Raw genomic sequence first — 20645 nt, 5'->3', positions numbered from 1 at the left:
GAATCGTGGAGAACCTGATTGCGCTGCTGATCGCGGCGCCCCTCCTCGGAGCCGCCGTGCTGCTGTGCGGCGGACGCCGGCTCGACGCGGTCGGCCACTGGATCGGCACCCTGCTGTCGGCCGTCTCGTTCGTGTTCGGCGTGATCCTCTTCGCCGATCTGCTGGGCCGGGGCGCCGAGGACCGCACCCTGATCCAGCACTTGTTCACCTGGATCCCGGTCGAGAGCTTCCAGGCGGACGTCGCCTTCCGCCTCGACCAGTTGTCGATGACGTTCGTCCTGCTGATCACCGGCGTCGGCACGCTCATCCACGTGTACTCGATCGGGTACATGGAGCACGACGAGCGCCGCCGCCGTTTCTTCGGTTATCTCAATCTGTTCCTCGCGGCGATGCTGATCCTCGTCCTCGCCGACAACTATCTGCTGCTGTACGTCGGCTGGGAGGGCGTCGGTCTCGCCTCCTATCTGCTGATCGGCTTCTGGCAGCACAAGCCCAGCGCCGCCACCGCCGCCAAGAAGGCGTTCCTGGTCAACCGGGTCGGCGACATGGGCCTGGCCATCGCGATCTTCCTGATGTTCACCACGTTCGGCACCTTCGCCTTCGGCCCGCTGCTCGGCGGCCACGAGGAGCCCGCCCTGATCGGCGGGGCGAGCGAGGGCGTGCTCACCGGCATCGGCCTGATGCTGCTGCTCGCCGCCTGCGGCAAGTCCGCCCAGGTCCCGCTCCAGTCCTGGCTCGGGGACGCCATGGAGGGCCCGACCCCGGTCTCGGCCCTGATCCACGCCGCGACCATGGTCACCGCAGGCGTCTACCTCATCGTCCGCTCCGGCGCGATCTTCAACGCCGCGCCTGACGCGCAACTGGTCGTCACCATCGTCGGCGCGGTCACGCTGCTGTTCGGTGCGATCGTCGGTTGCGCCAAGGACGACATCAAGAAGGCCCTCGCGGGCTCCACGATGTCGCAGATCGGGTACATGGTCCTCGCCGCGGGCCTCGGCCCCATCGGCTATGTCTTCGCGATCATGCACCTGGTGACCCACGGCTTCTTCAAGGCCGGGCTGTTCCTGGGCGCCGGTTCCGTCATGCACGGCATGAACGACGAGGTCGACATGCGCAAGTACGGCGGCCTGAGGAAGTACATGCCGGTCACCTTCGTGACCTTCGGGCTCGGCTATCTCGCGATCATCGGCTTCCCGGGGCTGTCCGGCTTCTTCTCCAAGGACAAGATCATCGAGTCGGCGTTCGCCAAGGGCGGCACCGAGGGCTGGATCCTCGGCGGGGTGGCCCTGCTCGGCGCCGCCATCACCGCGTTCTACATGACCCGCGTGATGCTGATGACCTTCTTCGGCGAGAAGCGCTGGCAGCCCGACGAGAACGGCCACGAGCCCCACCCGCACGAGTCCCCGCGGTCCATGACGATCCCCATGATCGTGCTGGCCGTCGGCTCCGTCGCGGGCGGCGCCTTCTTCAGCATCGGCGACCGCTTCGTGAACTGGCTGGAGCCCATCACCGGCTACGAGCACGGACACCCGCCGGTCAGCGCCCTGACCGTCACCCTGTCCACGGTCGCCGTCATGGTCATCGGCGTCGCCGTCGCCTGGGCCCAGTACGGGCGCCGCCCGGTGCCGGTCACCGCCCCGCGCGGCTCGCTGCTCACCCGGGCCGCCCGCCGCGACCTCCTCCAGGACGACTTCAACCATGTGGTCCTGGTCCGCGGCGGCGAGCACCTCACACGCTCCCTGGTGTACGTCGACCACAGCCTGGTCGACGGAGTCGTCAACGGCACGGCGGCCTCGGTCGGCGGCCTCTCCGGACGACTGCGCAGGCTCCAGAACGGCTTCGCGCGGTCGTACGCGGTCTCGATGTTCGGCGGTGCGGCGCTCCTGATCGCCGCGACCCTGCTGATGAGGGCGGTCTGATACCGATGTCCTTTCCCCTGCTGACAGCGACGGCGGTGCTCCCGGCCGTCGGGGCCATCGCCACGGCCGCCGTACCGGCCGCCAAACGCACCGCCGCCAAATGGCTCGCGCTGCTGTTCTCGCTCGCCACGCTCGCGCTCGCCGTCGCGATCCTGGTCCGCTTCGACCCCGGCGGCGACCGCTACCAGCTCACCGAGTCCCGCTCCTGGATCTCCGACTTCGGGGTCCGCTACGAACTGGGCGTGGACGGCATCGCGGTGGTGCTGATCGCGCTGACCGCCCTGCTGATCCCGTTCATCATCCTGGCGGGCTGGCACGACGCCGACCCGCTGGAGACCGGCTCCACGCGCTGGCGCCCCACCCAGGGCTTCTTCGCGCTGATCCTGCTGGTCGAGGCGATGGTGATCCTCTCCTTCGAGGCCACCGACGTCTTCCTCTTCTACATCTTCTTCGAAGCCATGCTGATCCCGATGTACTTCCTCATCGGCGGCTTCGGGGACCGGGCCCACGAGCACGGCGAGAAGACGGCCGCCACCCAGCGGTCCTACGCCGCCGTGAAGTTCCTGCTCTACAACCTGGCCGGCGGACTGATCATGCTGGCCGCGGTGATCGGCCTCTATGTCGTCGCCGGGAACTTCTCGCTGCCCGAGATCGCCGCCGCCCGCGCCAGCGGCGAACTGACCATGGCGACCAGCACCGAACGCTGGCTGTTCCTCGGCTTCTTCTTCGCCTTCGCGGTGAAGGCGCCCCTGTGGCCGCTGCACACCTGGTTGCCCAACGCCATGGGGGAATCCACCGCACCGGTCGCCGTCCTGATCACCGCGGTGGTCGACAAGGTCGGCACCTTCGCGATGCTCCGCTTCTGCCTCGGCCTCTTCCCGGAGGCGTCGAAGTGGGCCACCCCGGTGATCCTGGTCCTCGCCGTGATCAGCATCATCTACGGGGCGCTGCTCGCCGTCGGCCAGCGCGACATGAAGCGGCTGGTGGCGTACGCGTCGATCTCCCACTTCGGGTTCATCGTCATGGGCATCTTCGCGATGACCAGCCAGGGCCAGTCGGGCGCCACGCTCTACATGGTCAACCACGGGATCTCCACGGCCGCGCTGATGCTGGTGGCCGGCTTCCTGATCTCCCGGCGCGGCTCGCGGCTCATCGCCGACTACGGCGGAGTGCAGAAGGTCGCCCCGGTCCTCGCGGGCACCTTCCTGATCGGCGGCCTGGCCACCCTCTCCCTCCCCGGCCTCGCCCCCTTCGTCAGTGAATTCCTGGTCCTGGTCGGCACGTTCTCCCGCTACCCGGTGATCGGCATCATCGCCACCTTCGGCATCGTGCTCGCCGCGCTCTACACGCTGGTGCTCTACCAGCGGACGATGACGGGCCCGGTGAAACCGGAGCTGGCCAGGATGCCCGACCTCCGGGTCCGGGAACTCGTGGTCGTCGCCCCGCTGATCGCGCTGCTGATCATCCTGGGCGTCTACCCGAAGCCGGTCGCCGACATCGTCAACCCGGCGGTCGAGCAGACCATGTCCGATGTCCAGAAGCAGGACCCCCGGCCCGATGTGGAGGCGGCAAGGTGAGTGCGGCAGCCGTCCACAGCCTGTGGACAACCGCGGCGACCCCGATCTCGAAGATCGACGCGCCGAAGATCGAGTACGCCCAGCTCTCGCCCATCCTGATCGTCGTCGGCGCGGCGATCCTCGGGATCCTGATCGAGGCGGTCGTACCCCGCAAGTCCCGCTACTACGTCCAGACCTTCACGGCCGTCGTGGCGCTCGCCGCGGCCTTCGCCGGGGTGGTGGCGCTCGCCGCCGACGGCTACGCCACCACCAAGTCCGGCATCGCCGCCATGGGCGCCATCGCCATCGACGGACCGACCCTGTTCCTCCAGGGCACGATCCTGCTCGTGGCGCTGGTCAGCCTGTTCACCTTCGCCGAGCGCCGCCTCGACCCCGAGGCGCACGGCAACCGGGTCGACTCCTTCGCCGCCCAGGCCGCCGCCGTCCCCGGCAGCGACGCCGAGAAGGCCGCGGTGAAGGCCGGGTTCACCACCACCGAGGTGTTCCCGCTGCTGATGTTCGCGGTCGCGGGCATGCTGCTCTTCCCGGCCGCCAACGACCTGCTGACCCTGTTCGTCGCCCTGGAGGTCTTCTCCCTCCCGCTCTACCTGCTGTGCGCGCTCGCCCGCCGCAAGCGGATGATCTCGCTGGAAGCGGCCGTCAAGTACTTCCTGCTCGGCGCCTTCGCCTCCGCGTTCACCCTGTTCGGCATCGCCCTGCTCTACGGCTACGCGGGCTCCATGTCGTACGCCACGATCGCGCAGGTCGTCGACGGCACGGTCCCCACGGTCACCCCGGCGCTCGCCGACACCATGGACAACGACGCCCTGCTGCTGGTCGGCACCGCGCTCGTCGTCATGGGCCTGCTCTTCAAGGTCGGCGCCGTCCCCTTCCACATGTGGACGCCGGACGTCTACCAGGGCGCCCCGACCCCGGTCACCGGCTTCATGGCCGCTGCCACCAAGGTCGCCGCCTTCGGCGCCCTGCTGCGCATCCTCTACGTCGTCCTGCCCGGCCTGCGCTGGGACTGGCGGCCGGTGATGTGGGGCGTCGCGATCCTCACCATGCTGGGCGGCGCCATCGTGGCCATCACCCAGACCGACATCAAGCGGCTGCTGGCCTACTCGTCCATCGCGCACGCCGGATTCATCCTCGCCGGTGTCATCGCGACCAACCCCGACGGCATCTCCTCGGTGCTGTTCTATCTGGCCGCGTACTCCTTCGTCACGGTCGGCGCCTTCGCCGTGGTGACCCTGGTGCGCGATGCGGGCGGCGAGGCCACGCACCTGTCCAAATGGGCGGGGCTGGGCCGGAGATCACCGCTGGTCGCGGCGGTCTTCGCGGTGTTCCTGCTGGCCTTCGCCGGTATCCCGCTGACCTCCGGCTTCGCCGGGAAGTTCGCCGTGTTCAAGGCGGCGGCGGAGGGCGGGGCCGCGCCGCTGGTGGTGGTCGGTGTGATCTCGTCGGCCATCGCCGCGTTCTTCTACATCCGGGTGATCGTGCTGATGTTCTTCAGCGAGCCGCGGCCCGAGGGCCCGACGGTCGCCGTCCCGTCGCCGCTGACCATGACGGCGATCGGGGTCGGGGTCGCGGTCACGGTGGTGCTGGGGGTGGCGCCGCAGTACTTCCTGGATCTGGCGGGGACCGCGGGGGTGTTCGTGCGCTGAGGCGCGGGGGCTCGGGGCGCGGGCGCACCTGAGGTGCGGCGGTGCCGAGGCGCGGGGACTCGAAGGCGCGGCCGTGCCGAGGTGCGGGAGCACTGAGATGCGGCGGCGCCGACCGGGTGGTTCGTGCGGGCGGGTCCCGGCCTCCGGTTTTGCGCGGGCAGGACCCGGCTTTCAGTTCCGTGCTGCGGGCGGGTCCCGGCTTCCAGGGGAGCCGGGACCCGCCCGTTTTTCGGCGTCCGGCGAGGGTGGCCGGTTCCGGCGGAGCCGGATGGCCGGAGTGGGTCTGTGGATAACTCCGGCGGTGTCAGTGCAGGGGCCTATCGTGGACGCAGTGGTCGAAGCACGACGTACGGGGGCACGGCGATGCGTGGGACGGGCGGGATCGGTGGTATGGCGGCGGTAGCCGACAGCGAGGCGCTGGAGACGCTCCGCAAGGTCTTCGGGTACGAGGCCTTCCGGGGCGAGCAGGAAGCCGTGATCGAGCATGTGGTGTCCGGCGGGGACGCCGTGGTGCTGATGCCGACCGGCGGCGGAAAATCCCTCTGCTATCAGATCCCCTCCCTGGTCAGAGAGGGCACGGGCATTGTCGTCTCCCCGCTGATCGCCCTGATGCAGGACCAGGTGGACGCGCTGCGGGCGCTGGGGGTGAACGCCGGGTTCATCAACTCCACGCAGGACTTCGACGAGCGGCGGGTGGTGGAGGCCGAGTACCTCGCCGGGGAGCTGGACCTGCTCTATCTGGCGCCGGAGCGGCTGCGGCTGGACGCCACGCTGAATCTGCTGTCGCGCGGCCGGATCTCCGTCTTCGCGATCGACGAGGCGCACTGCGTGGCGCAGTGGGGCCATGACTTCCGGCCCGACTATCTGGCGCTGTCGGTGCTCGGCGAGCGCTGGCCGGACGTCCCCCGCATCGCGCTCACGGCCACCGCGACCCGGGCCACCCACCAGGAGATCACCCAGCGCCTCGGCATGCCCGACGCGCGGCACTTCGAGGCCAGCTTCGACCGGCCCAACATCCAGTACCGGATCGTCCCCAAGGCCGACCCCAAGAAGCAGCTCCTGGGCTTTCTGCGGGAGGAGCACGCGGGCGACGCGGGCATCGTGTACTGCCTGTCGCGCAACTCGGTGGAGAAGACCGCCGAGTTCCTCTCCCGCAACGGCGTCGAGGCGGTGCCGTACCACGCGGGGCTGGACGCCGGGACCCGCGCGGCGCACCAGTCGCGGTTCCTGCGCGAGGACGGCCTCGTGGTGGTGGCGACCATCGCCTTCGGCATGGGCATCGACAAGCCGGACGTCCGGTTCGTGGCCCATCTGGACCTGCCGAAGTCGGTGGAGGGTTACTACCAGGAGACCGGCCGCGCGGGCCGCGACGGTCTGCCGTCCACGGCCTGGATGGCGTACGGGCTCAATGACGTCATCCAGCAGCGCAAGCTGATCCAGTCCGGCGAGGGCGACGAGGCGTTCCGGCGGCGCGCGCAGGCGCACCTGGACGCGATGCTCGCCCTGTGCGAGACGGCGGCCTGCCGGCGCGGGCAACTGCTCGCCTACTTCGGCCAGGAGCCCGGCGCGGTCGGCTGCGGCAACTGCGACACCTGTCTGACCCCGCCGGAGACCTGGGACGGCACGGTGGCGGCCCAGAAGGTGCTGTCGACGGTGGTGCGGTTGCAGCGGGAGCGGGGGCAGAAGTTCGGGGCCGTGCAGATCGTGGACATCCTGCTCGGCAAGCGGACGGCCAAGGTGATCCAGTTCGACCACGACCAGCTCTCGGTGTTCGGCATCGGCGAGGAGATGGAGGAGGGCGAGTGGCGGGGCGTGGTCCGGCAGCTCCTGGCCCAGGGCCTGCTGGCGGTCGAGGGCGACTACGGCACGCTGGTGCTGACCGAGGCGAGCGGCGAGGTGCTGCGGCGGGAGCGCGAGGTGCCGCTGCGCAAGGAGCCGAAGAAGGTACCAGCGGCCCGGTCCGGGGGCTCCCGGGGCGAGCGCAAGGGGAAGTCCTCGGCGGCGGCCGAACTGCCGCAGGCGCTGGCACCGGCGTTCGAGGCACTGCGCGCCTGGCGCGCCGAGCAGGCCAGGGAGCAGGGCGTTCCGGCGTACGTCATCTTCCATGACGCCACGCTGCGGGAGATCGCGACCCAGTGGCCCGGGTCGGTGCGGGAGCTGGGCGGGATCAGCGGGGTGGGCGAGAAGAAGCTCGCCACGTACGGGGAGGGTGTGCTGGAGGTATTGGGGGGGCTGGAGCGGCCGGGGGAGAGCGCGGGGGCGGATACCGGTGCCGGTGTGAGTGCCGGTGCTGCCGGTGTGGTGGCCGGTGCCGGTGGTGCGGCCGGTGCTGGGGCCGGGCGTGGCTCCAGACCCGCCTCCGGGGCCGGGGCTGCGTCCGGTGGGGACGAGCTGTGGCCCGACGAGGAGATGGAGCCGGAGCCGGACGACTGGGCGTAGGGCGGGTCCGACGGATCTTCGCGGGCGCCGCGACGCCCGGCACGCCCCAGGGGCCGGTCCGGTGGAGCTGCTGCTCGCCGCCCGGAGGGCTGACCCTTGTCGGCGGGCTCAGCCCAGGGCGTTCAGCCCCGGCAGGAACGTGATGATCAGGGGCAGGAGCGGGACCAGCGCGGCGGCGGTCGTGGTCAGGGCGCGGCGGCGGCGGTTCAGGCGGGGCTTCGGCTCCAGCAGCCGGTCGACGCGCTCGCCCAGCAGCCGGTGGCTGGAGGAGCAGGACAGCACACCCCGGTGCTGGTTCAGCTCGATCAGCGCGAGGGCGGTGGTGAGGTGGCCGCAGCGGCGTGAGGCGGTGTCGTCGGCGGCCAGCTCCACCAGTCGCCGGGTCTGGTCGCAGAAGTGGGCGAACAGCGGAACCCGGGGGAAGCCGGTGGCCAGCGCGGTGGACAGATGCAGCAGCCAGTCGTGGTGGGCGCGGGCGTGACCGCGCTCATGGGTGAGGACGGCGTCGAGCTGGTGGTCGGTGAGCTTGTGCAGGGCGCCGGTGGTCACCACGAGCTGGGGCGGATGGCCCGGCAGCCACCAGGCGTCCGGGTAGTCGTCCTCCAGCACCAGCAGCGGGCCTCGCGAGCGGGGCAGCCCGGCGGGCAGCTCGGGGGCGCGTTCGCGCAGATGGGCGCGGGTGGTGCCGCGCCGTCGGCGGACCTCGACCAGTTCCCGGGCGAGCATCGCGGTGGTCCAGGCCGCGCCGCAGGCCAGCAGCACGGTGAGGACCACGGCCCAGACCGGCGCGGCCGACAGATCGTAGGCGGCGGTGACGGCCGGGGGCGCCGGGGCGAAGACATGGTCGCGGACGGTCTGGAAGACGGCCGCCGCGCCCAGCGTCAGCGCGGTGAGACAGCTCAGCAGGACCGTGGCGACCAGGCACTGCCACACCCACAGCCCGACCACCGGCTCCCGCTCGGGCCACTCGGCCCGGGTCAGCGCACGGGGTGCCGGCACGGCGGCCATCAGGCCGACGACGGTCAGCAGGAGGAGGGTGACGGTCATCCCAGGGTCTCCGGATCCTGGTCGGGACGGGCGGCGGCTCGGGCGGGCGGGGCGGGGCGGACAGGGCGAGTGAGGGGCAGGCGATGAGATGGCGTGGATCATGAGGACGGAGCGGACGATGCGGAGCACCCCACACAGGTCACTCACATGCGCGCCGCCGCCCAGTATGACGGCCCCGGGCCCCTGGAGTCAGCCGTCGGAACGGGGAAACCCCTCACCCCCTCATGACCTCCCCGCGACCACCGCCCCCGCGGCCACCGTGCCGTCGACCACCGTTCCCTCGACCTCGCCCAGCCCCACCCGCAGACCGTTCTGCCCCGGGGCCCAGCCCGTCAGCGTCACCACGTCCCCGTCCTCCAGGAAGGTCCGTCCGCCGCCGGGCAGCTCCAGCCGGTCGCGGCCGTTCCAGGTCAGCTCCAGCAGACAGCCCCGCTCGCGCTCGCCGGGTCCGCTGACCGTGCCGGAGGCGTAGAGGTCGCCGGTGCGCAGCGAGGCCCCGTTCACCGTGAGGTGGGCGAGCTGCTGGGCGGCGGTCCAGTACATGGTGGAGAAGGGCGGCTCGGAGACGACATGGCCGTTGATCGCGACGGACAGCCGCAGGTCGTATCCGTTCGGCTCCTCGTCGCGGTCGTCGAGATACGGCAGCGGTGGATGGGTGCGCTCGGGCGGGGCGATCCGGGCCTGCTCCAGCGCGTCCAGCGGAGTGATCCACGCCGAGATCGACGTGGCGAAGGACTTGCCGAGGAACGGGCCCAGGGGCACGGTCTCCCAGGACTGGATGTCCCGGGCCGACCAGTCGTTGAGCAGGCAGAGCCCGAAGACGTGGTCGCGGAAGGCGCTCTGCGCCACCGGGCTGCCCAGGGCGCTCGGCACGCCCACCACGAAACCGACCTCGGCCTCGATGTCCAGGCGGGTGGTGGGGCCGAAGACCGGTGCCGGGTCGGCGGGGGACGTGTGCTGCCCCGACGGCCGTACGACGTCCGTGCCCGAGACGACGACCGTCCCGGCGCGGCCGTGGTAGCCGATGGGGAGGTGCTTCCAGTTCGGGGGGAGGGAGTCGGGGGCGCCGGGGCGGAAGATCCGGCCGACAGTGCGGGCGTGGTTCTCGGAGGAGTAGAAGTCGACGTAGTCGGCGACCTCGAAGGGCAGGTGCAGGCGCACCGAGGACAGCGGGTACAGCAGCGGGGCGATCACCTCGCGGTGCGCGGGCACGGTCACCCAGGCGGTCAGCGCCCGCCGCACGTCCGACCAGGTGGTACGTCCGGCGGCGAGCAGCGGGCCGAGGGTGGGGCGGGCGAGGAGCGCGGCGTAGGGGGAGCCCAGGGCGTGGGCGGCGGCCCCGGCGTCCAGGACCCGGTCACCGAGCCGGACCCCGACGCTCCGCCCACCCGCACCCGTACCCGTACCGGCACCCGTACCCGTACCTGTACCGGCACCCGTACCCGTACCGGCATCCGCCCCGGCCGGTGAGAAGACGCCGTAGGGGAGATTGTGCGGCCCGAAGGGGTGGCCCTCCGGGATGTCGAAGGGGTCGCCCCCATCCGCGCGGGAGGGGTCACTGTCGGGGACGCCGATGGGTGGCATGCGGTCTGCCTCGCTCTCGTCTGCCGGAAGGGGTGCCGAGCCGGTGCCGCGCCGGGCCACCGGCCACGGTACGTCGTCTCCCTACCCCCGCCCCTCATGATCTAGAACGCCCGAGAGATTCAGAAATGTCATGAAAGGAGCCCACTCCAGCGAATACCCGCCCACCCGGACACCCGCACACCCGGCATCCCTGCGGAGCGCGCCCCCCTTCGCAGAGCGCCCCTCACAGGGAGCACCTCCCCCCGAGCAACTCCTGAGTGCTCCCCGAGCACCCCCCCCCGAGGACCCCCAAGCACCCCCTGAACGTCTCCGGAACGCTCCGGGAACGCCCCGGGGACGCCCCCCGGCCCCTCGCGGAGCGACCCCCTCTGAGTGAAAAGCGGACCCGTTTTCAGCAGTCGTCCCGGGCGCCCGCCGAGTGAAAGGCCGCATGGTACAGGGGAGTTGACCGGGGCGGGCGGGTCGTCGGGGAAGCCGGCCGACGTCCGGTTCGGGCCGGGTCGGGGCCGCGCGATGTCCGTATTCTCTGATCATGGCCGCACCCACCGCATATGCCGCACGCACCGCGCGCATGACGTTCGCCCTTGTCGCCACCGACCTCGACGGCACTCTGCTGCGCGGTGACGACACCTTCTCCGACCGCTCGCTGGCCGCGCTGGCGCGGACCGCCGAGGCCGGTGCCCGGCATCTGGTGGTGACCGGTCGCCCGGCCCCCCGGGTGCGCCCGCTCCTGGAACGCCTGGGCAGCACCGGTCTCGCGGTGTGCGGCCAGGGCGCGCAACTGTACGACGCGGGCGCGGACCGCCTGCTGTGGTCGGTCACCCTGGACCGGGAACTGGCGGAGACCGCGATCGGCAAGATCGAGGCCGAGGTCGGGGAGGTGTACGCGGCGGTCGACCAGGACGGCGTGGACGGGCTCACCCTGATCGAGCCGGGCTATCTGATGCCGCACCCGACCCTGCCCGCCGTCCGCGTAGGGCGCCGGGCCGAGCTGTGGGCGGAGCCGATCAGCAAGGTGCTGCTGCGCCACCCGGACCTCACCGACGACGAGTTGGCGTCGGTGGCCCGCGCGGTGGTCGGTTCCCTGGCGACGGTCACCATGTCGGGTCCGGGGACCGTCGAACTCCAGCCGTGCGGGGTGACCAAGGCGACCGGGCTGGCGCTGGCGGCCGGGCGGCTGGGGGTGCGGGCGGAGCACACCATCGCGTTCGGGGACATGCCCAATGACATTCCGATGTTCGACTGGGCCGGATATGGCGTGGCGATGGCCAATGCCCATCCCGAACTGAAGGCGGTGGCCGACGAGGTCACCACATCGAACGAGGACGACGGCATCGCCGTCGTCCTCGAACGGGTCTTCCCCCGGCGGCTGCCCCAACAGTCGCCCGGGAATCCATGAATGCGTTGATCCCGAATCGCGAATGCCGCATGGGGAATTCAAGAATGCGGCATTCGGCCCGTCTGCGCTTTGCGGGCCCCAACCCGCAAAGCGCAGTGGATCAGTAGGCGCCGAAGACGTTGTCGATCGACCCGTACCGGTCCGCCGCGTAGTTGCAGGCGGCGACGATGTTCGCGATCGGGTCGTACGGGTCGTAGACCGTCCCGGAGACGTGGTACGCGGCGAAGGTCGGGTCGATCACCTGGAGCAGGCCCTTGGACGGGGTGCCGGCGGCGGCGTTGGAGTCCCAGTTGTTGACGGCGGCCGGGTTGCCGGACGACTCGCGCATCACATTGCGGTGGATGCCGTCGTAGCTGCCGGGGATGCCGTTCTGCCGCATGACGTCGAGGGCCTGGCGGATCCAGCCGTCGAGGGTGTTCGGGTAGGCCGAGGTGGCCGCCGAGACGACGGTCGGGGTGGCGGCGGTGGCGGTGGTGGCGCCGATGATCGGCAGGGCAAGCACGGCGGCGCCGGTACCGGCGACGGCCAGTCGGCGGGCGATGCGGCGGACCCGGGTGGAGCGGTGCGCGGACCCGGGAAGGGCGGACACGGGAGCGGACAGGGGAAGGGACATGGGAACGGTTCCTCTCCTACGCCTGCGAGGTGAGCTGTCGGGTTCGGGCGGGGAGGTGCCCGGCCGGCCCTTGCGGGCACGGCTTCACCCCGAGCCGCGCCAGGACGTCAAGACGTCCGGCCCGGCGACTTACCTGGGTCCCCCGCTCCTGCCGTGGATCTAGTGAGTTGGTGCGGGCGGTGGCAGGACTAGGCGTCCGCCCGACTGGCCGGGAACGTATGCGAGAGCGGATGTCCGAAACAAGTGGTGGAATCACAGATCGCCGCTTCTGATCTTTATCCCGCCATCTGCCGCACATGATCCTTTGCGGCTGGAAAGGTTCAACTCGTGCGATGGGGAAGGTGAATCGGGGTGCGGCGGCGGAACGGCTCCGGATCGGGGGGAGGTGGATGCGAGTGAGTCAAGTCACGCCCGTGCGCAAGAGTGGTAAATCGGGCAATGCTCCCAAGTCCCTATTAACCAGCGGTGCGTGGAATCCGACGTTCCCAGGTGCGGTGGAAGATCACCTCGCGGCCGAGGGTGCAAATCACCTCATTAACGGTCAAAAACTCCGTCGCCGTGCAGGTGATCTCCGACCGGGCCCGGACCCTGGTGTCCCAGGCCGCGTCCGGCCGGTGCAGCCGGATCGTCCGGTCCGACCGGGTCCGCGCCGACAGCGCGTCGCTGTCCCGGATCGTGTACGACTCCAGCGCCTCCTCCGTGACCTCCAGACCGTCCGGATGCACCTCGGTGCCGCCCGGCCCCGGTGCGACCTCCAGCCGCCACTCGCCCCGGGCCACGTCCCGCACCACCAGCCGCCCGGGGCGCGGCTCGTCCAGCGTGACCGGGGAGACCACCCCGAGCGGCCCCGCCTGCTCCGCCTCCCCCTCGGGCCCGCCGCCGCTCCCCGGCCCCCGCTCCGGCTCCCGCACCGGCAGCTCCAGCGCGCTGCCCGCCGGGTCCAGGACGAACCCGGCCTCGGAGCCGGGCTGCGGCCACACCCACGGCCAGTACGCGGACGAGACGGCCAGCCGCACCCGGTGCCCCGGCGCGAACACATGCCCCGCCGCCCCCAGCTCGAAGGCCACCTCCTCCGTCGTGCCCGGCGGCCACGGCACCGCCCGGTCCCGCCCCGCCCGCGCGCAGAGGTTCAGCACCCCCCGGGTCACCAGCACCGAGGAGCCGTCCGGGGCGACATCGCACAGCCGCGCGATCACCTGCCCCCGCTCCACCTCGCAGCGCAGCCGCAGCCGCACCCGGGGCCGCCCCAGGACCCGGATCCCGCTGCCGCCGGCCGGGAACTCGAAGCAGACCGACCGCCCGTCCTCCGCCCGCTGGTCCGGCGGCAGATCGGCATCGCCCCCGCGCGGCAGGAAGGCCCCCGCGTCGACCCCGGTGTGCATCGGGGACCGTACGGCCGCGGGGGCGCCCTGGAGGGCGTACACGACCGGGGTGATGTGCGGGGAGGGCCAGGCGGGCTCGGCGGTCCAGGGGCCCGGCAGGGACCCGCGGGAGGGGGTCAGGCAGGCGCGCAGGGGCGGATCGGCGCTGACGCCGGTGTCCCGGCCCTTGAGCCAGTGGTCCCACCAGCGCAGGGTCTCCTGGAGGAAGCCGATCGCCGGGCCGGGCGGGCGGCCCCGGTCGGGGTACTCGTGCGGCCAGGGCCCGAGCAGCCCGCGCACCCGGGCCGCCGGAAGGTGCTCCACCAGCCGCAGCACGGTGTCCCGGTACGGGTCGTGCAGCCCGCCGACCGCGAGGACCGCCGCCCGGATCGCGCCATAGTCCTCGCGCACCGCGCCGGCCGCCCTCCAGTACCCGTCACGGAGCTGATGGCCCAGCCAGGTGTGCAGGGGCGGCTCCAGGGCGTCCAGCCGGTACTGCCACAGGTCACGCCAGCCGTCCCCCAGGTACCGGGGGTCCGGCGGGCGGGCGGCGAGCGCCAGGGAGCGCGCCGCCCAGTGGGGCAGATCCGCCGCCTGGACGGAACCTCCCGCGTACTGCCCGTCGTTGTCGTAGTGGTCGTCCGTGGCGCAGACGCTGACGACCGCCTTGAGCGGTCCCGGTGCCAGGGCCGCCGTCCGCAGCGCGAGGGAGCCGCCCCACGAGATGCCGATCATGCCGACCCCGCCGTCGCACCACGGCCGCGCCGCCAGCCACTCCACCACCTCGGCGGCGTCCGCCGCGTCCGCCGAGGGCCCGTCCCCGGGTACGCCCCCGCTGTTGCCGTGCCCGCGCGCGTCGACCCGGACGCTCGCGTAGCCGTGGCCCGCGTACCAGGGGTGGCGCTGGGCGTCGCGGGCGGCGGTCGCGTCGGTCAGCCGGAAGGGAAGGTGTTCGAGCAGCGCCGGTACGGGGGCGGCGGTGACCGGCCGCCATACGCGCGCGTAGAGCAGCGTCCCGTCGCTTAGCGGGATCCGGAGGTCGTCGTGGGTCGTCTCGTAGGGGAAGGAGGTACGGATGCGCACCGGACCGGACATGGGACTGCCCTCGGCTGGACGGCAGCGCAGGAGGGAGAGGCTCAGCGGGGTGGCTGAAAATGATGCGGTCGGCTCTCGGTATCGAGGGGCAGTCCGCGACACTTCTCCCTATTGCTCTGCAATTCAATAAATATCCGCTCGTATCAGGTGATCAAAAACATACCGGGCCTGATCCGATACCGCCCGTGCTGCGCGGTGGGCGGCATCGGTGATCGAAACATGACCGGATACGCTGACGTGAGTGATGGCAGCGATCAATCGACATACCGGGTAATCGCCAGTAGGCACCAGTAGACACCAGCAGACAGGAGACCCTCGTGACCGTCGTCGGGCCGTTCGGGCTGAGCGTGCGGGACCAGGTTCTGGAAGCAGATGTCCAGGCCGGATTGGTGGCTGTCGAGGAAGGGCTGCTAGAGGCCACCAAGAGCGAGGTGCCGTTCATCACGGAGGCCGCGCAGCACCTGGTGCGGGCCGGTGGCAAAAGATTCCGGCCACTGCTGGTGATGCTCTCCGCCCAGTTCGGCGACCCCTATGCGCCCGGGGTCGTCCCCTCCGCCGTCGTCGTCGAACTGACCCATCTGGCCACGCTCTACCACGACGACGTGATGGACGAGGCCGCCGTCCGGCGCGGGGTGCCCAGCGCCAACACCCGCTGGGGCAACTCGGTCGCCGTGCTCACAGGTGACTTTCTCTTCGCGCGCGCGTCGCACATCCTCGCCGACCTCGGGCCGGAGGCCGTCCGGGTGCAGGCCGAGGCGTTCGAGCGACTGGTCACCGGCCAGATCCTGGAGACCGCGGGCCCCGCCGACGGCCGCGACCCGGTCGACCACTACCTCGATGTGCTCGGCGGCAAGACCGGCTCCCTGGTCGCCGTCTCCTGCCGGTTCGGCGCGATGATGTCCGGCGCCGACGACTCCGTCGTCGATGTCCTCACCCAGTACGGCGAGCGGCTCGGCGTCGCCTTCCAGCTCGCCGACGACGTCCTCGACATCGCCTCCGACAGCCATGAGTCGGGCAAGACCCCGGGCACCGATCTGCGCGAGGGCATCCCCACCATGCCGGTGCTGCGGCTGCGCGAACGCGCCCAGCGCCTGGGCCTCGCCGAGGACCTCGCCCTGTGCGCACTGCTCGACTCCGACCTCACCGACGACGCCCGCCACACCGAGGCGCTCACCGCGCTGCGCGCCCACCCGGCCCTGGAGCAGGCCCGGCGGGACACCGTCCGCTACGCCGAGGAGGCGCGGGCGGCCCTGGCACCGCTGCGGGAGTGCGACGCGCGGGGGGCGCTGGAGGAGTTGTGCGACGCGGTGGTGCATCGCGCGGGGTAGGGGAGTAGGGGGCGGGGCAGAGCGGCCGGTCGGCGGTGAGCCCTGTCCTCGGCGGTGCGCGGCCCTTGAGGCTGCCTCGGCCCTCACGCTGCCGCGACCTGCGGCAGCGCCCCGACCCTTACGGGTGGGAGTAGCCGTGGGCGCCCGGTGTCATACCGGGGCAGTACGCGGAGTTGGCTCTGGGGAGTGACGCCTCATCGCCGGTGATTTGGTCAGATGGTGAGTACGGAAACACACCACTCCTCACCGGTTCGGGTGAGAATGGCGGCTCAGGGTGGACGAGTGTACGGACGCGACAAGACGGAGAGCCGCCGCCGACACGGAGGTAGGGCACACATGGCACCGTACGAATCCGACGACAGCACGACCGGCGCGGGCATCGACGACCAGCGCGCGGGGCGGCGCAAGAAGGCCGCTCGGTACATCGTCCCGGTCGCGGTGACGGGGGTGGCGGCGGCGACCATCGGACTGGTTCCCGCCATCGCCGACTCCGGCAGCCCCGACCTCCCCGAGATCAGCGCGGAGCAGCTCATCCAGCGGATCGCCGAGTCGGACACCGAGCAGTTGTCCGGCACGGTGAAGATCACCACCGACCTCGGCCTGCCCAACCTCGGCGGGCTGGAGAGCGGTCTGCTCTCCGGCGCCACCGGCTCCGGCGGTGACGAGTCCGGCTCCTCGGCCGACCCGCAGTCCAAGCTCACCGCGCTGGCCGCCGGTACCCACACCCTGCGGGTCGCGGTGGACGGCCCCGACAGGCAGAAGCTGTCCCTGCTGGAGGACGCAGCGGAGTACAGCGTCATCCACAACGGCGACGACGTCTGGGGCTACGACAGCGCCTCCAACGAGGTCTACCACTCGGCGTCCGCCGAGGGTGCCGAGGACGGGAAGGACGTCCCGGCCACCCCGAAGGACTTCGCCGAGGAGGCCCTGAAGGCGGTCGACGACACCACCTCGGTCACCGTCGACGGCACCGCCCAGGTCGCCGGGCGCGACGCCTACAAGCTGGTCGTCAAGCCCCGCCAGTCCGGCTCGACGGTCGGCCAGATCACCATCGCGGTGGACTCGAAGACGTACACCCCGCTCAAGTTCACCCTCACCCCGGCCGCCGGTGGGGCGGCGGTGGTCGACGCCGGGTTCACCCAGGTCGACTTCGCCCGCCCGGCCGCCTCGACCTTCGACTTCACCCCGCCCGAGGGCGCGAAGGTCACCGAGGAGTCCGATCTGCCGGCGGCGGGGTCCGGGTCCGAGCAGCCGAAGTCCGAGGAGGACTTCGGCAAGGGCCTCGACGGGGCGAAGGTGCTCGGCGAGGGCTGGAACGCCATAGCGGTCCTGGACACCGGCGGCCAGGGCGTCCCGTCCGGCGCCGGGGCCGGCCAGTTCGGCGGCTTCCTGGACTCCCTCGGCGACCAGGTCAGCGGCAAGTTCGGGGAGGGCACGGTCTTCAAGACTCGGCTCATCAACGCCCTGATCACCGACGACGGCACGGTCTATGTGGGCGCGGTCACCCAGGACGCGCTGGTGAAGGCGGCCGATTCGGGGCAGTAAGCAGCAGCGGCGGCGATCGGGCGCGGTCGATAGGCAGCGGCAGCGGCGATCGGGCGGGTTCGATTCGGAGCGCGCCCGGTCGGGCGGGTCGGGCGCGGCGGGTCGGGCGAGGCCGGTCGTGAGGCGAGGACGAGCGGGGCCGGGTCCACGATCCCGGCCACGACGACGAGGACCGGCGAGGACTGACCAGGACCGGCGAGGACCGGCGAGGACAACCGGGGGAGGCCGGATGGCGGAGGCGTCCGCAAGGGGACCGCGGCGGGAGCGCGCAGGGGAGGGTGACCGGGGTGCCGGGGGCGTGCAGGGTGCTGTGCGTACGCAGGGTGCTGCCGGGACCGGTGCCCAAGGCGCCGAGGGGATCATCCAGACCCGCGCGCTGACCAAGCGCTACCGCGGCGGGCAGCTCGCCGTGGACGCCCTCGATCTGACCGTCCCGACGGGCAGCGTCTTCGGCTTCCTCGGCCCCAACGGCTCCGGCAAGACCACCACCATCCGCATGCTGATGGGCCTGATCGAGCCCACCTCGGGCACGGCGCGGATCCTGGGGCGGCCCATGCCCCGGGCCACCCGCGCCGTGCTCCCGCACGTCGGCGCCCTGATCGAGGGCCCCGCCCTCTACGGCTTCCTCTCCGGCCGCGACAACCTGCTCCGCTACGACGCCGCCGACCCGGCCGCCGACCCCCGCACCCGGCGGGCCCGGGTGGGCGCGGCGCTGGAGCGGGTCGGGCTCGCGGCGGCGGCCGGCAAGAAGGCCAAGGCGTACTCGCTCGGGATGAAACAGCGGCTCGGGCTGGCCGCCGCCCTGCTCCAGCCCCGCCGCCTGCTGGTGCTGGACGAGCCGACCAACGGGCTCGACCCCCAGGGCATGCGGGAGATCCGCGCCCTGATCCGCGAGCTGGCCTCCGACGGCACCACGGTCTTCCTCTCCTCCCACCTCCTGGACGAGATCGAGCAGGTCTGCACCCATGCCGCCGTGATGGCCCAGGGGCGGCTGATCACCCAGGGGCTGGTGGCCGATCTGTCCGCCGGGGCGCGGGGCCGACTGGTCGTCCTCACCCCGGACCCGGGGGACGCGGCCCGGGTGCTCAAGGAGCGGGGGGTGGGGGATGTGGTTGTGGAGGACGACAGGGTTTCGGGGGAGCCCCCTGAGGGGGAACTCGCCGATCTCAACGCCGCGCTGGTCGCGGCCGGGGTGCGGGTGCGCGGTTTCACCGTGGAGCGCGCCTCGCTGGAGGACGCGTTCGTGGCGCTGACGGGGGAGGGTTTCGATGTCGCGGGCTGAGACGGCCGCGGAGGGTGGCGGGGGTGATGCGGGAGTGGGGGCCGATGCCGGGGTCGGGGCCGACGCTGGGATGCAGGTCGACGCCGGGGTGGGGGCCGATGATGCCGGGGTGAAGGTCGATGGTGGGGTGAAGGCCGATGGTGGGATGAAGGCTCACGCCGGGGTCGGGGCCGACGCAGGGGTGCAGGCCGGCGCCGGAGGCGATGCCGGGAGGGTGGTGGCCGTGCGGGGGCCCGGTCCGTTGTGGACGTTCGGGTTGCTGCGCAGTGAGCTGGTCGTCACCTTTCGCCGGTGGCGCACGATCGCGCTGCTCGGCGTCCTGGCCGCCGTGCCGGTCCTCGTCGGGATCGCGGTCCGGATCGAGACCGGCGACGGGTCCTCGCTGGGCGGCGGGGGAGGCGGCGGCGAGGGACCCGCCTTCATCTCGCAGATCACCAACAACGGGCTCTTCCTGGTCTTCACCGCCCTGGCCGCCACCCTGCCGTTCTTTCTTCCGATGGCCGTGGGGGTGGTGGCGGGCGACGCCATCGCGGGCGAGGCGAGCGCCGGGACCCTGCGCTATCTGCTGGTCGCCCCGGCGGGCCGGACGAGACTCCTGCTCACCAAGTTCGCCACCGTGATCGCCTTCTGTCTGGCCGCGACCCTGACGGTGGCGGTGTCCGCGCTGGCCGTGGGGGCGCTGCTGTTCCCGATGGGGGAGCTGACGACGATCTCCGGGACCCGGATCGGTTTCGCCGAGGGGCTCGGGCGGGCTCTGCTGATCGCTCTGGTGGTCGCCGCGTCACTGGTGGGCGTGGCGGCGCTGGGGCTGTTCGTGTCCACGCTCACCGGCAGCGGGATCGCGGCGATGGCGACGACGGTCGGGCTGCTGATCACCGTGCAGATCCTCGGCCAGATACCGCAGCTCGACGCGCTCCACCCGTACTTCTTCTCCCACTACTGGCTGTCCTTCGCCGACCTCATGCGGGAACCGGTGTACTGGGACGAGCTGGTCAAGAACCTGGGCCTCCAGGCGCTGTACGCGGCGGTGTTCGGATCGGCGGCGTGGGCCCGGTTCGCGGCGAAGGACGTGACGTCGTGAGAGCGCGGGGCGGGCGGGAGGCGGCGGACGCGCCCTACGCCGCCCCCTCCTCGTAGGGGAAGCGGGCGAGCGGGGCCTCCTGGGCGAAGAAGGTCTTGGCCCGTGCCAGGGCCCCGGTGTCGGTGCGGACATCGCCCGGCTTGCTGCCGTTGCCCAGCAGGACCCCGCCGAACCGCATCCGCATATACGCCGCCGAGTGGTGCAGGGCGCCGATCAGCGGGTCCGCCACCTCGGACTCCTCGTGCGCCAGCACCGTCACACCCCACAGGGTGCGGTCGGCCATCGTCTCGTGGAAGTCGATACCGGGGGTGCGCAGCCAGCCCGACCAGTGGTCGAGGTAGCGCTTCATCGGCGCGGACAGGGTGTACCAGTACAGCGGGGAGGCGATCACGACGTCCGTCGCCGCGAGGGTGGCGTCCAGCAGGGTGGCGAGCGCGCCCTCGGCGGGGCGGGCGTGGTCGCTGTCGTGCCGCAGATCCTCGAACTCCGGGACATCGAGGTCGGCGAGGTCGATCCAGCGCTGCTCGACATCGGCGGGCAGTTGCGCGGCGGCCTCGCGGGCCAGCAGTTCGGTGTTGCCGTCGGCACGGCTGCTGCCGAGGACGAAGAGGAAGCGGCGGGCGGTCATGACGTCTCCCGGGTCGGCGGGGTCCCCGTGCGGCTGTCCACGGGGAACGGTCGTGGCGGCGAGCGGGCTCCGCGGTGATGCTCCAGGGCCCCTAATCCGCG

General features: G+C 71.8%; 14 protein-coding genes and 1 riboswitch. Of the genes, 9 read left to right on the top strand and 5 right to left on the bottom strand.

Translation table 11 applies throughout. The features are described 5' to 3' along the window. The first annotated feature begins 5 nt into the window (after nucleotides 1–5). The 4 genes from nuoL to recQ all read left to right on the top strand — a co-directional run bounded on the left by nuoL (nucleotide 6) and on the right by recQ (nucleotide 7581). On the top strand, nucleotides 6–1919 hold the full coding sequence (gene nuoL / locus AB0O01_RS13420; RefSeq protein WP_365312943.1) for an NADH-quinone oxidoreductase subunit L: 1914 nt from the start codon (nucleotides 6–8) through the stop codon (nucleotides 1917–1919). Between the two features lie 5 nt (nucleotides 1920–1924). Next, nucleotides 1925–3496 (top strand): NADH-quinone oxidoreductase subunit M, encoded by a 1572-nt coding sequence (locus AB0O01_RS13415; protein ID WP_365312941.1) that lies wholly within the window; start codon nucleotides 1925–1927, stop codon nucleotides 3494–3496. Next, nucleotides 3493–5142, top strand: a complete 1650-nt coding sequence (nuoN, locus tag AB0O01_RS13410) for an NADH-quinone oxidoreductase subunit NuoN (RefSeq protein ID WP_365312939.1) — start codon at nucleotides 3493–3495, stop codon at nucleotides 5140–5142. The genes AB0O01_RS13415 and nuoN overlap by 4 nt, the downstream gene beginning before the upstream one ends. 363 nt (nucleotides 5143–5505) lie before the next feature. Next, nucleotides 5506–7581, top strand: coding sequence for a DNA helicase RecQ (gene recQ / locus AB0O01_RS13405; protein WP_365312937.1), 2076 nt, complete (start codon nucleotides 5506–5508; stop codon nucleotides 7579–7581). 108 nt (nucleotides 7582–7689) lie between these two features. On the opposite strand, the gene AB0O01_RS13400 is transcribed toward recQ, so the two are convergent. Next, nucleotides 7690–8628: a M56 family metallopeptidase gene (locus AB0O01_RS13400; protein WP_365312935.1), complete on the bottom strand. Its 939-nt coding sequence runs from the start codon at nucleotides 8626–8628 to the stop codon at nucleotides 7690–7692. A 222-nt stretch (nucleotides 8629–8850) separates the two neighbouring features. Next, nucleotides 8851–10212 (bottom strand): fumarylacetoacetate hydrolase family protein, encoded by a 1362-nt coding sequence (locus AB0O01_RS13395; protein WP_365312934.1) that lies wholly within the window; start codon nucleotides 10210–10212, stop codon nucleotides 8851–8853. A gap of 532 nt (nucleotides 10213–10744) precedes the next feature. Here AB0O01_RS13395 and AB0O01_RS13390 point away from each other — a divergent pair. After that, nucleotides 10745–11611, top strand: a complete 867-nt coding sequence (locus AB0O01_RS13390; RefSeq protein WP_365312933.1) for an HAD family hydrolase — start codon at nucleotides 10745–10747, stop codon at nucleotides 11609–11611. A gap of 100 nt (nucleotides 11612–11711) precedes the next feature. On the opposite strand, the gene AB0O01_RS13385 is transcribed toward AB0O01_RS13390, so the two are convergent. Both AB0O01_RS13385 and AB0O01_RS13380 read right to left on the bottom strand, forming a co-directional pair. Continuing rightward, nucleotides 11712–12224, bottom strand: coding sequence for a transglycosylase SLT domain-containing protein (locus AB0O01_RS13385; RefSeq protein ID WP_365312931.1), 513 nt, complete (start codon nucleotides 12222–12224; stop codon nucleotides 11712–11714). A gap of 4 nt (nucleotides 12225–12228) precedes the next feature. Then, nucleotides 12229–12399: riboswitch (cyclic di-AMP (ydaO/yuaA leader) on the bottom strand. Between the two features lie 280 nt (nucleotides 12400–12679). Then, the gene (locus AB0O01_RS13380) at nucleotides 12680–14668 is read right to left on the bottom strand and encodes a CocE/NonD family hydrolase (RefSeq protein ID WP_365313146.1); all 1989 of its coding nucleotides are present in this window, start codon (nucleotides 14666–14668) and stop codon (nucleotides 12680–12682) included. A gap of 329 nt (nucleotides 14669–14997) precedes the next feature. On the opposite strand from AB0O01_RS13380, the gene AB0O01_RS13375 reads away from it, so the two are divergent. The 4 genes from AB0O01_RS13375 to AB0O01_RS13360 all read left to right on the top strand — a co-directional run bounded on the left by AB0O01_RS13375 (nucleotide 14998) and on the right by AB0O01_RS13360 (nucleotide 19916). Beyond that, nucleotides 14998–16008 (top strand): polyprenyl synthetase family protein, encoded by a 1011-nt coding sequence (locus AB0O01_RS13375; protein WP_365312928.1) that lies wholly within the window; start codon nucleotides 14998–15000, stop codon nucleotides 16006–16008. 336 nt (nucleotides 16009–16344) lie between these two features. Further along, a complete protein-coding gene (locus AB0O01_RS13370; protein WP_365312927.1) occupies nucleotides 16345–17553 on the top strand; it encodes a DUF2092 domain-containing protein in 1209 nt (402 codons plus the stop codon). Nucleotides 17554–17863: 310 nt separating this feature from the next. Then, on the top strand, nucleotides 17864–18835 hold the full coding sequence (locus tag AB0O01_RS13365) for an ABC transporter ATP-binding protein (protein WP_365312926.1): 972 nt from the start codon (nucleotides 17864–17866) through the stop codon (nucleotides 18833–18835). A 214-nt stretch (nucleotides 18836–19049) separates the two neighbouring features. Further along, nucleotides 19050–19916, top strand: coding sequence for an ABC transporter permease (locus tag AB0O01_RS13360; protein ID WP_365313144.1), 867 nt, complete (start codon nucleotides 19050–19052; stop codon nucleotides 19914–19916). Nucleotides 19917–19950: 34 nt separating this feature from the next. On the opposite strand, the gene AB0O01_RS13355 is transcribed toward AB0O01_RS13360, so the two are convergent. After that, complete coding sequence (locus tag AB0O01_RS13355) at nucleotides 19951–20544, bottom strand: NAD(P)H-dependent oxidoreductase (RefSeq protein ID WP_365312925.1); 594 nt, start codon at nucleotides 20542–20544, stop codon at nucleotides 19951–19953. Nucleotides 20545–20645 lie beyond the last annotated feature (101 nt).

The organism is Streptomyces sp. NPDC093252, from assembly GCF_040683675.1.
In the GTDB taxonomy this organism is placed as follows: domain Bacteria; phylum Actinomycetota; class Actinomycetes; order Streptomycetales; family Streptomycetaceae; genus Streptomyces.
The sequence above is the reverse complement of the archived record's forward strand: the minus strand, read 5'-3'. Positions and strand labels throughout refer to the sequence as shown.

Coding starts and splice junctions, on each gene's coding strand:
- AB0O01_RS13415 (WP_365312941.1), top strand. CDS start 1,925: ATGTCCTTTCCCCTGCTGACAGCGACGGCGGTGCTCCCGGCCGTCGGG.
- recQ (WP_365312937.1), top strand. CDS start 5,506: ATGCGTGGGACGGGCGGGATCGGTGGTATGGCGGCGGTAGCCGACAGC.
- AB0O01_RS13400 (WP_365312935.1), bottom strand. CDS start 8,628: ATGACCGTCACCCTCCTCCTGCTGACCGTCGTCGGCCTGATGGCCGCC.
- AB0O01_RS13395 (WP_365312934.1), bottom strand. CDS start 10,212: ATGCCACCCATCGGCGTCCCCGACAGTGACCCCTCCCGCGCGGATGGG.
- AB0O01_RS13390 (WP_365312933.1), top strand. CDS start 10,745: ATGGCCGCACCCACCGCATATGCCGCACGCACCGCGCGCATGACGTTC.
- AB0O01_RS13385 (WP_365312931.1), bottom strand. CDS start 12,224: ATGTCCCTTCCCCTGTCCGCTCCCGTGTCCGCCCTTCCCGGGTCCGCG.
- AB0O01_RS13370 (WP_365312927.1), top strand. CDS start 16,345: ATGGCACCGTACGAATCCGACGACAGCACGACCGGCGCGGGCATCGAC.
- AB0O01_RS13355 (WP_365312925.1), bottom strand. CDS start 20,544: ATGACCGCCCGCCGCTTCCTCTTCGTCCTCGGCAGCAGCCGTGCCGAC.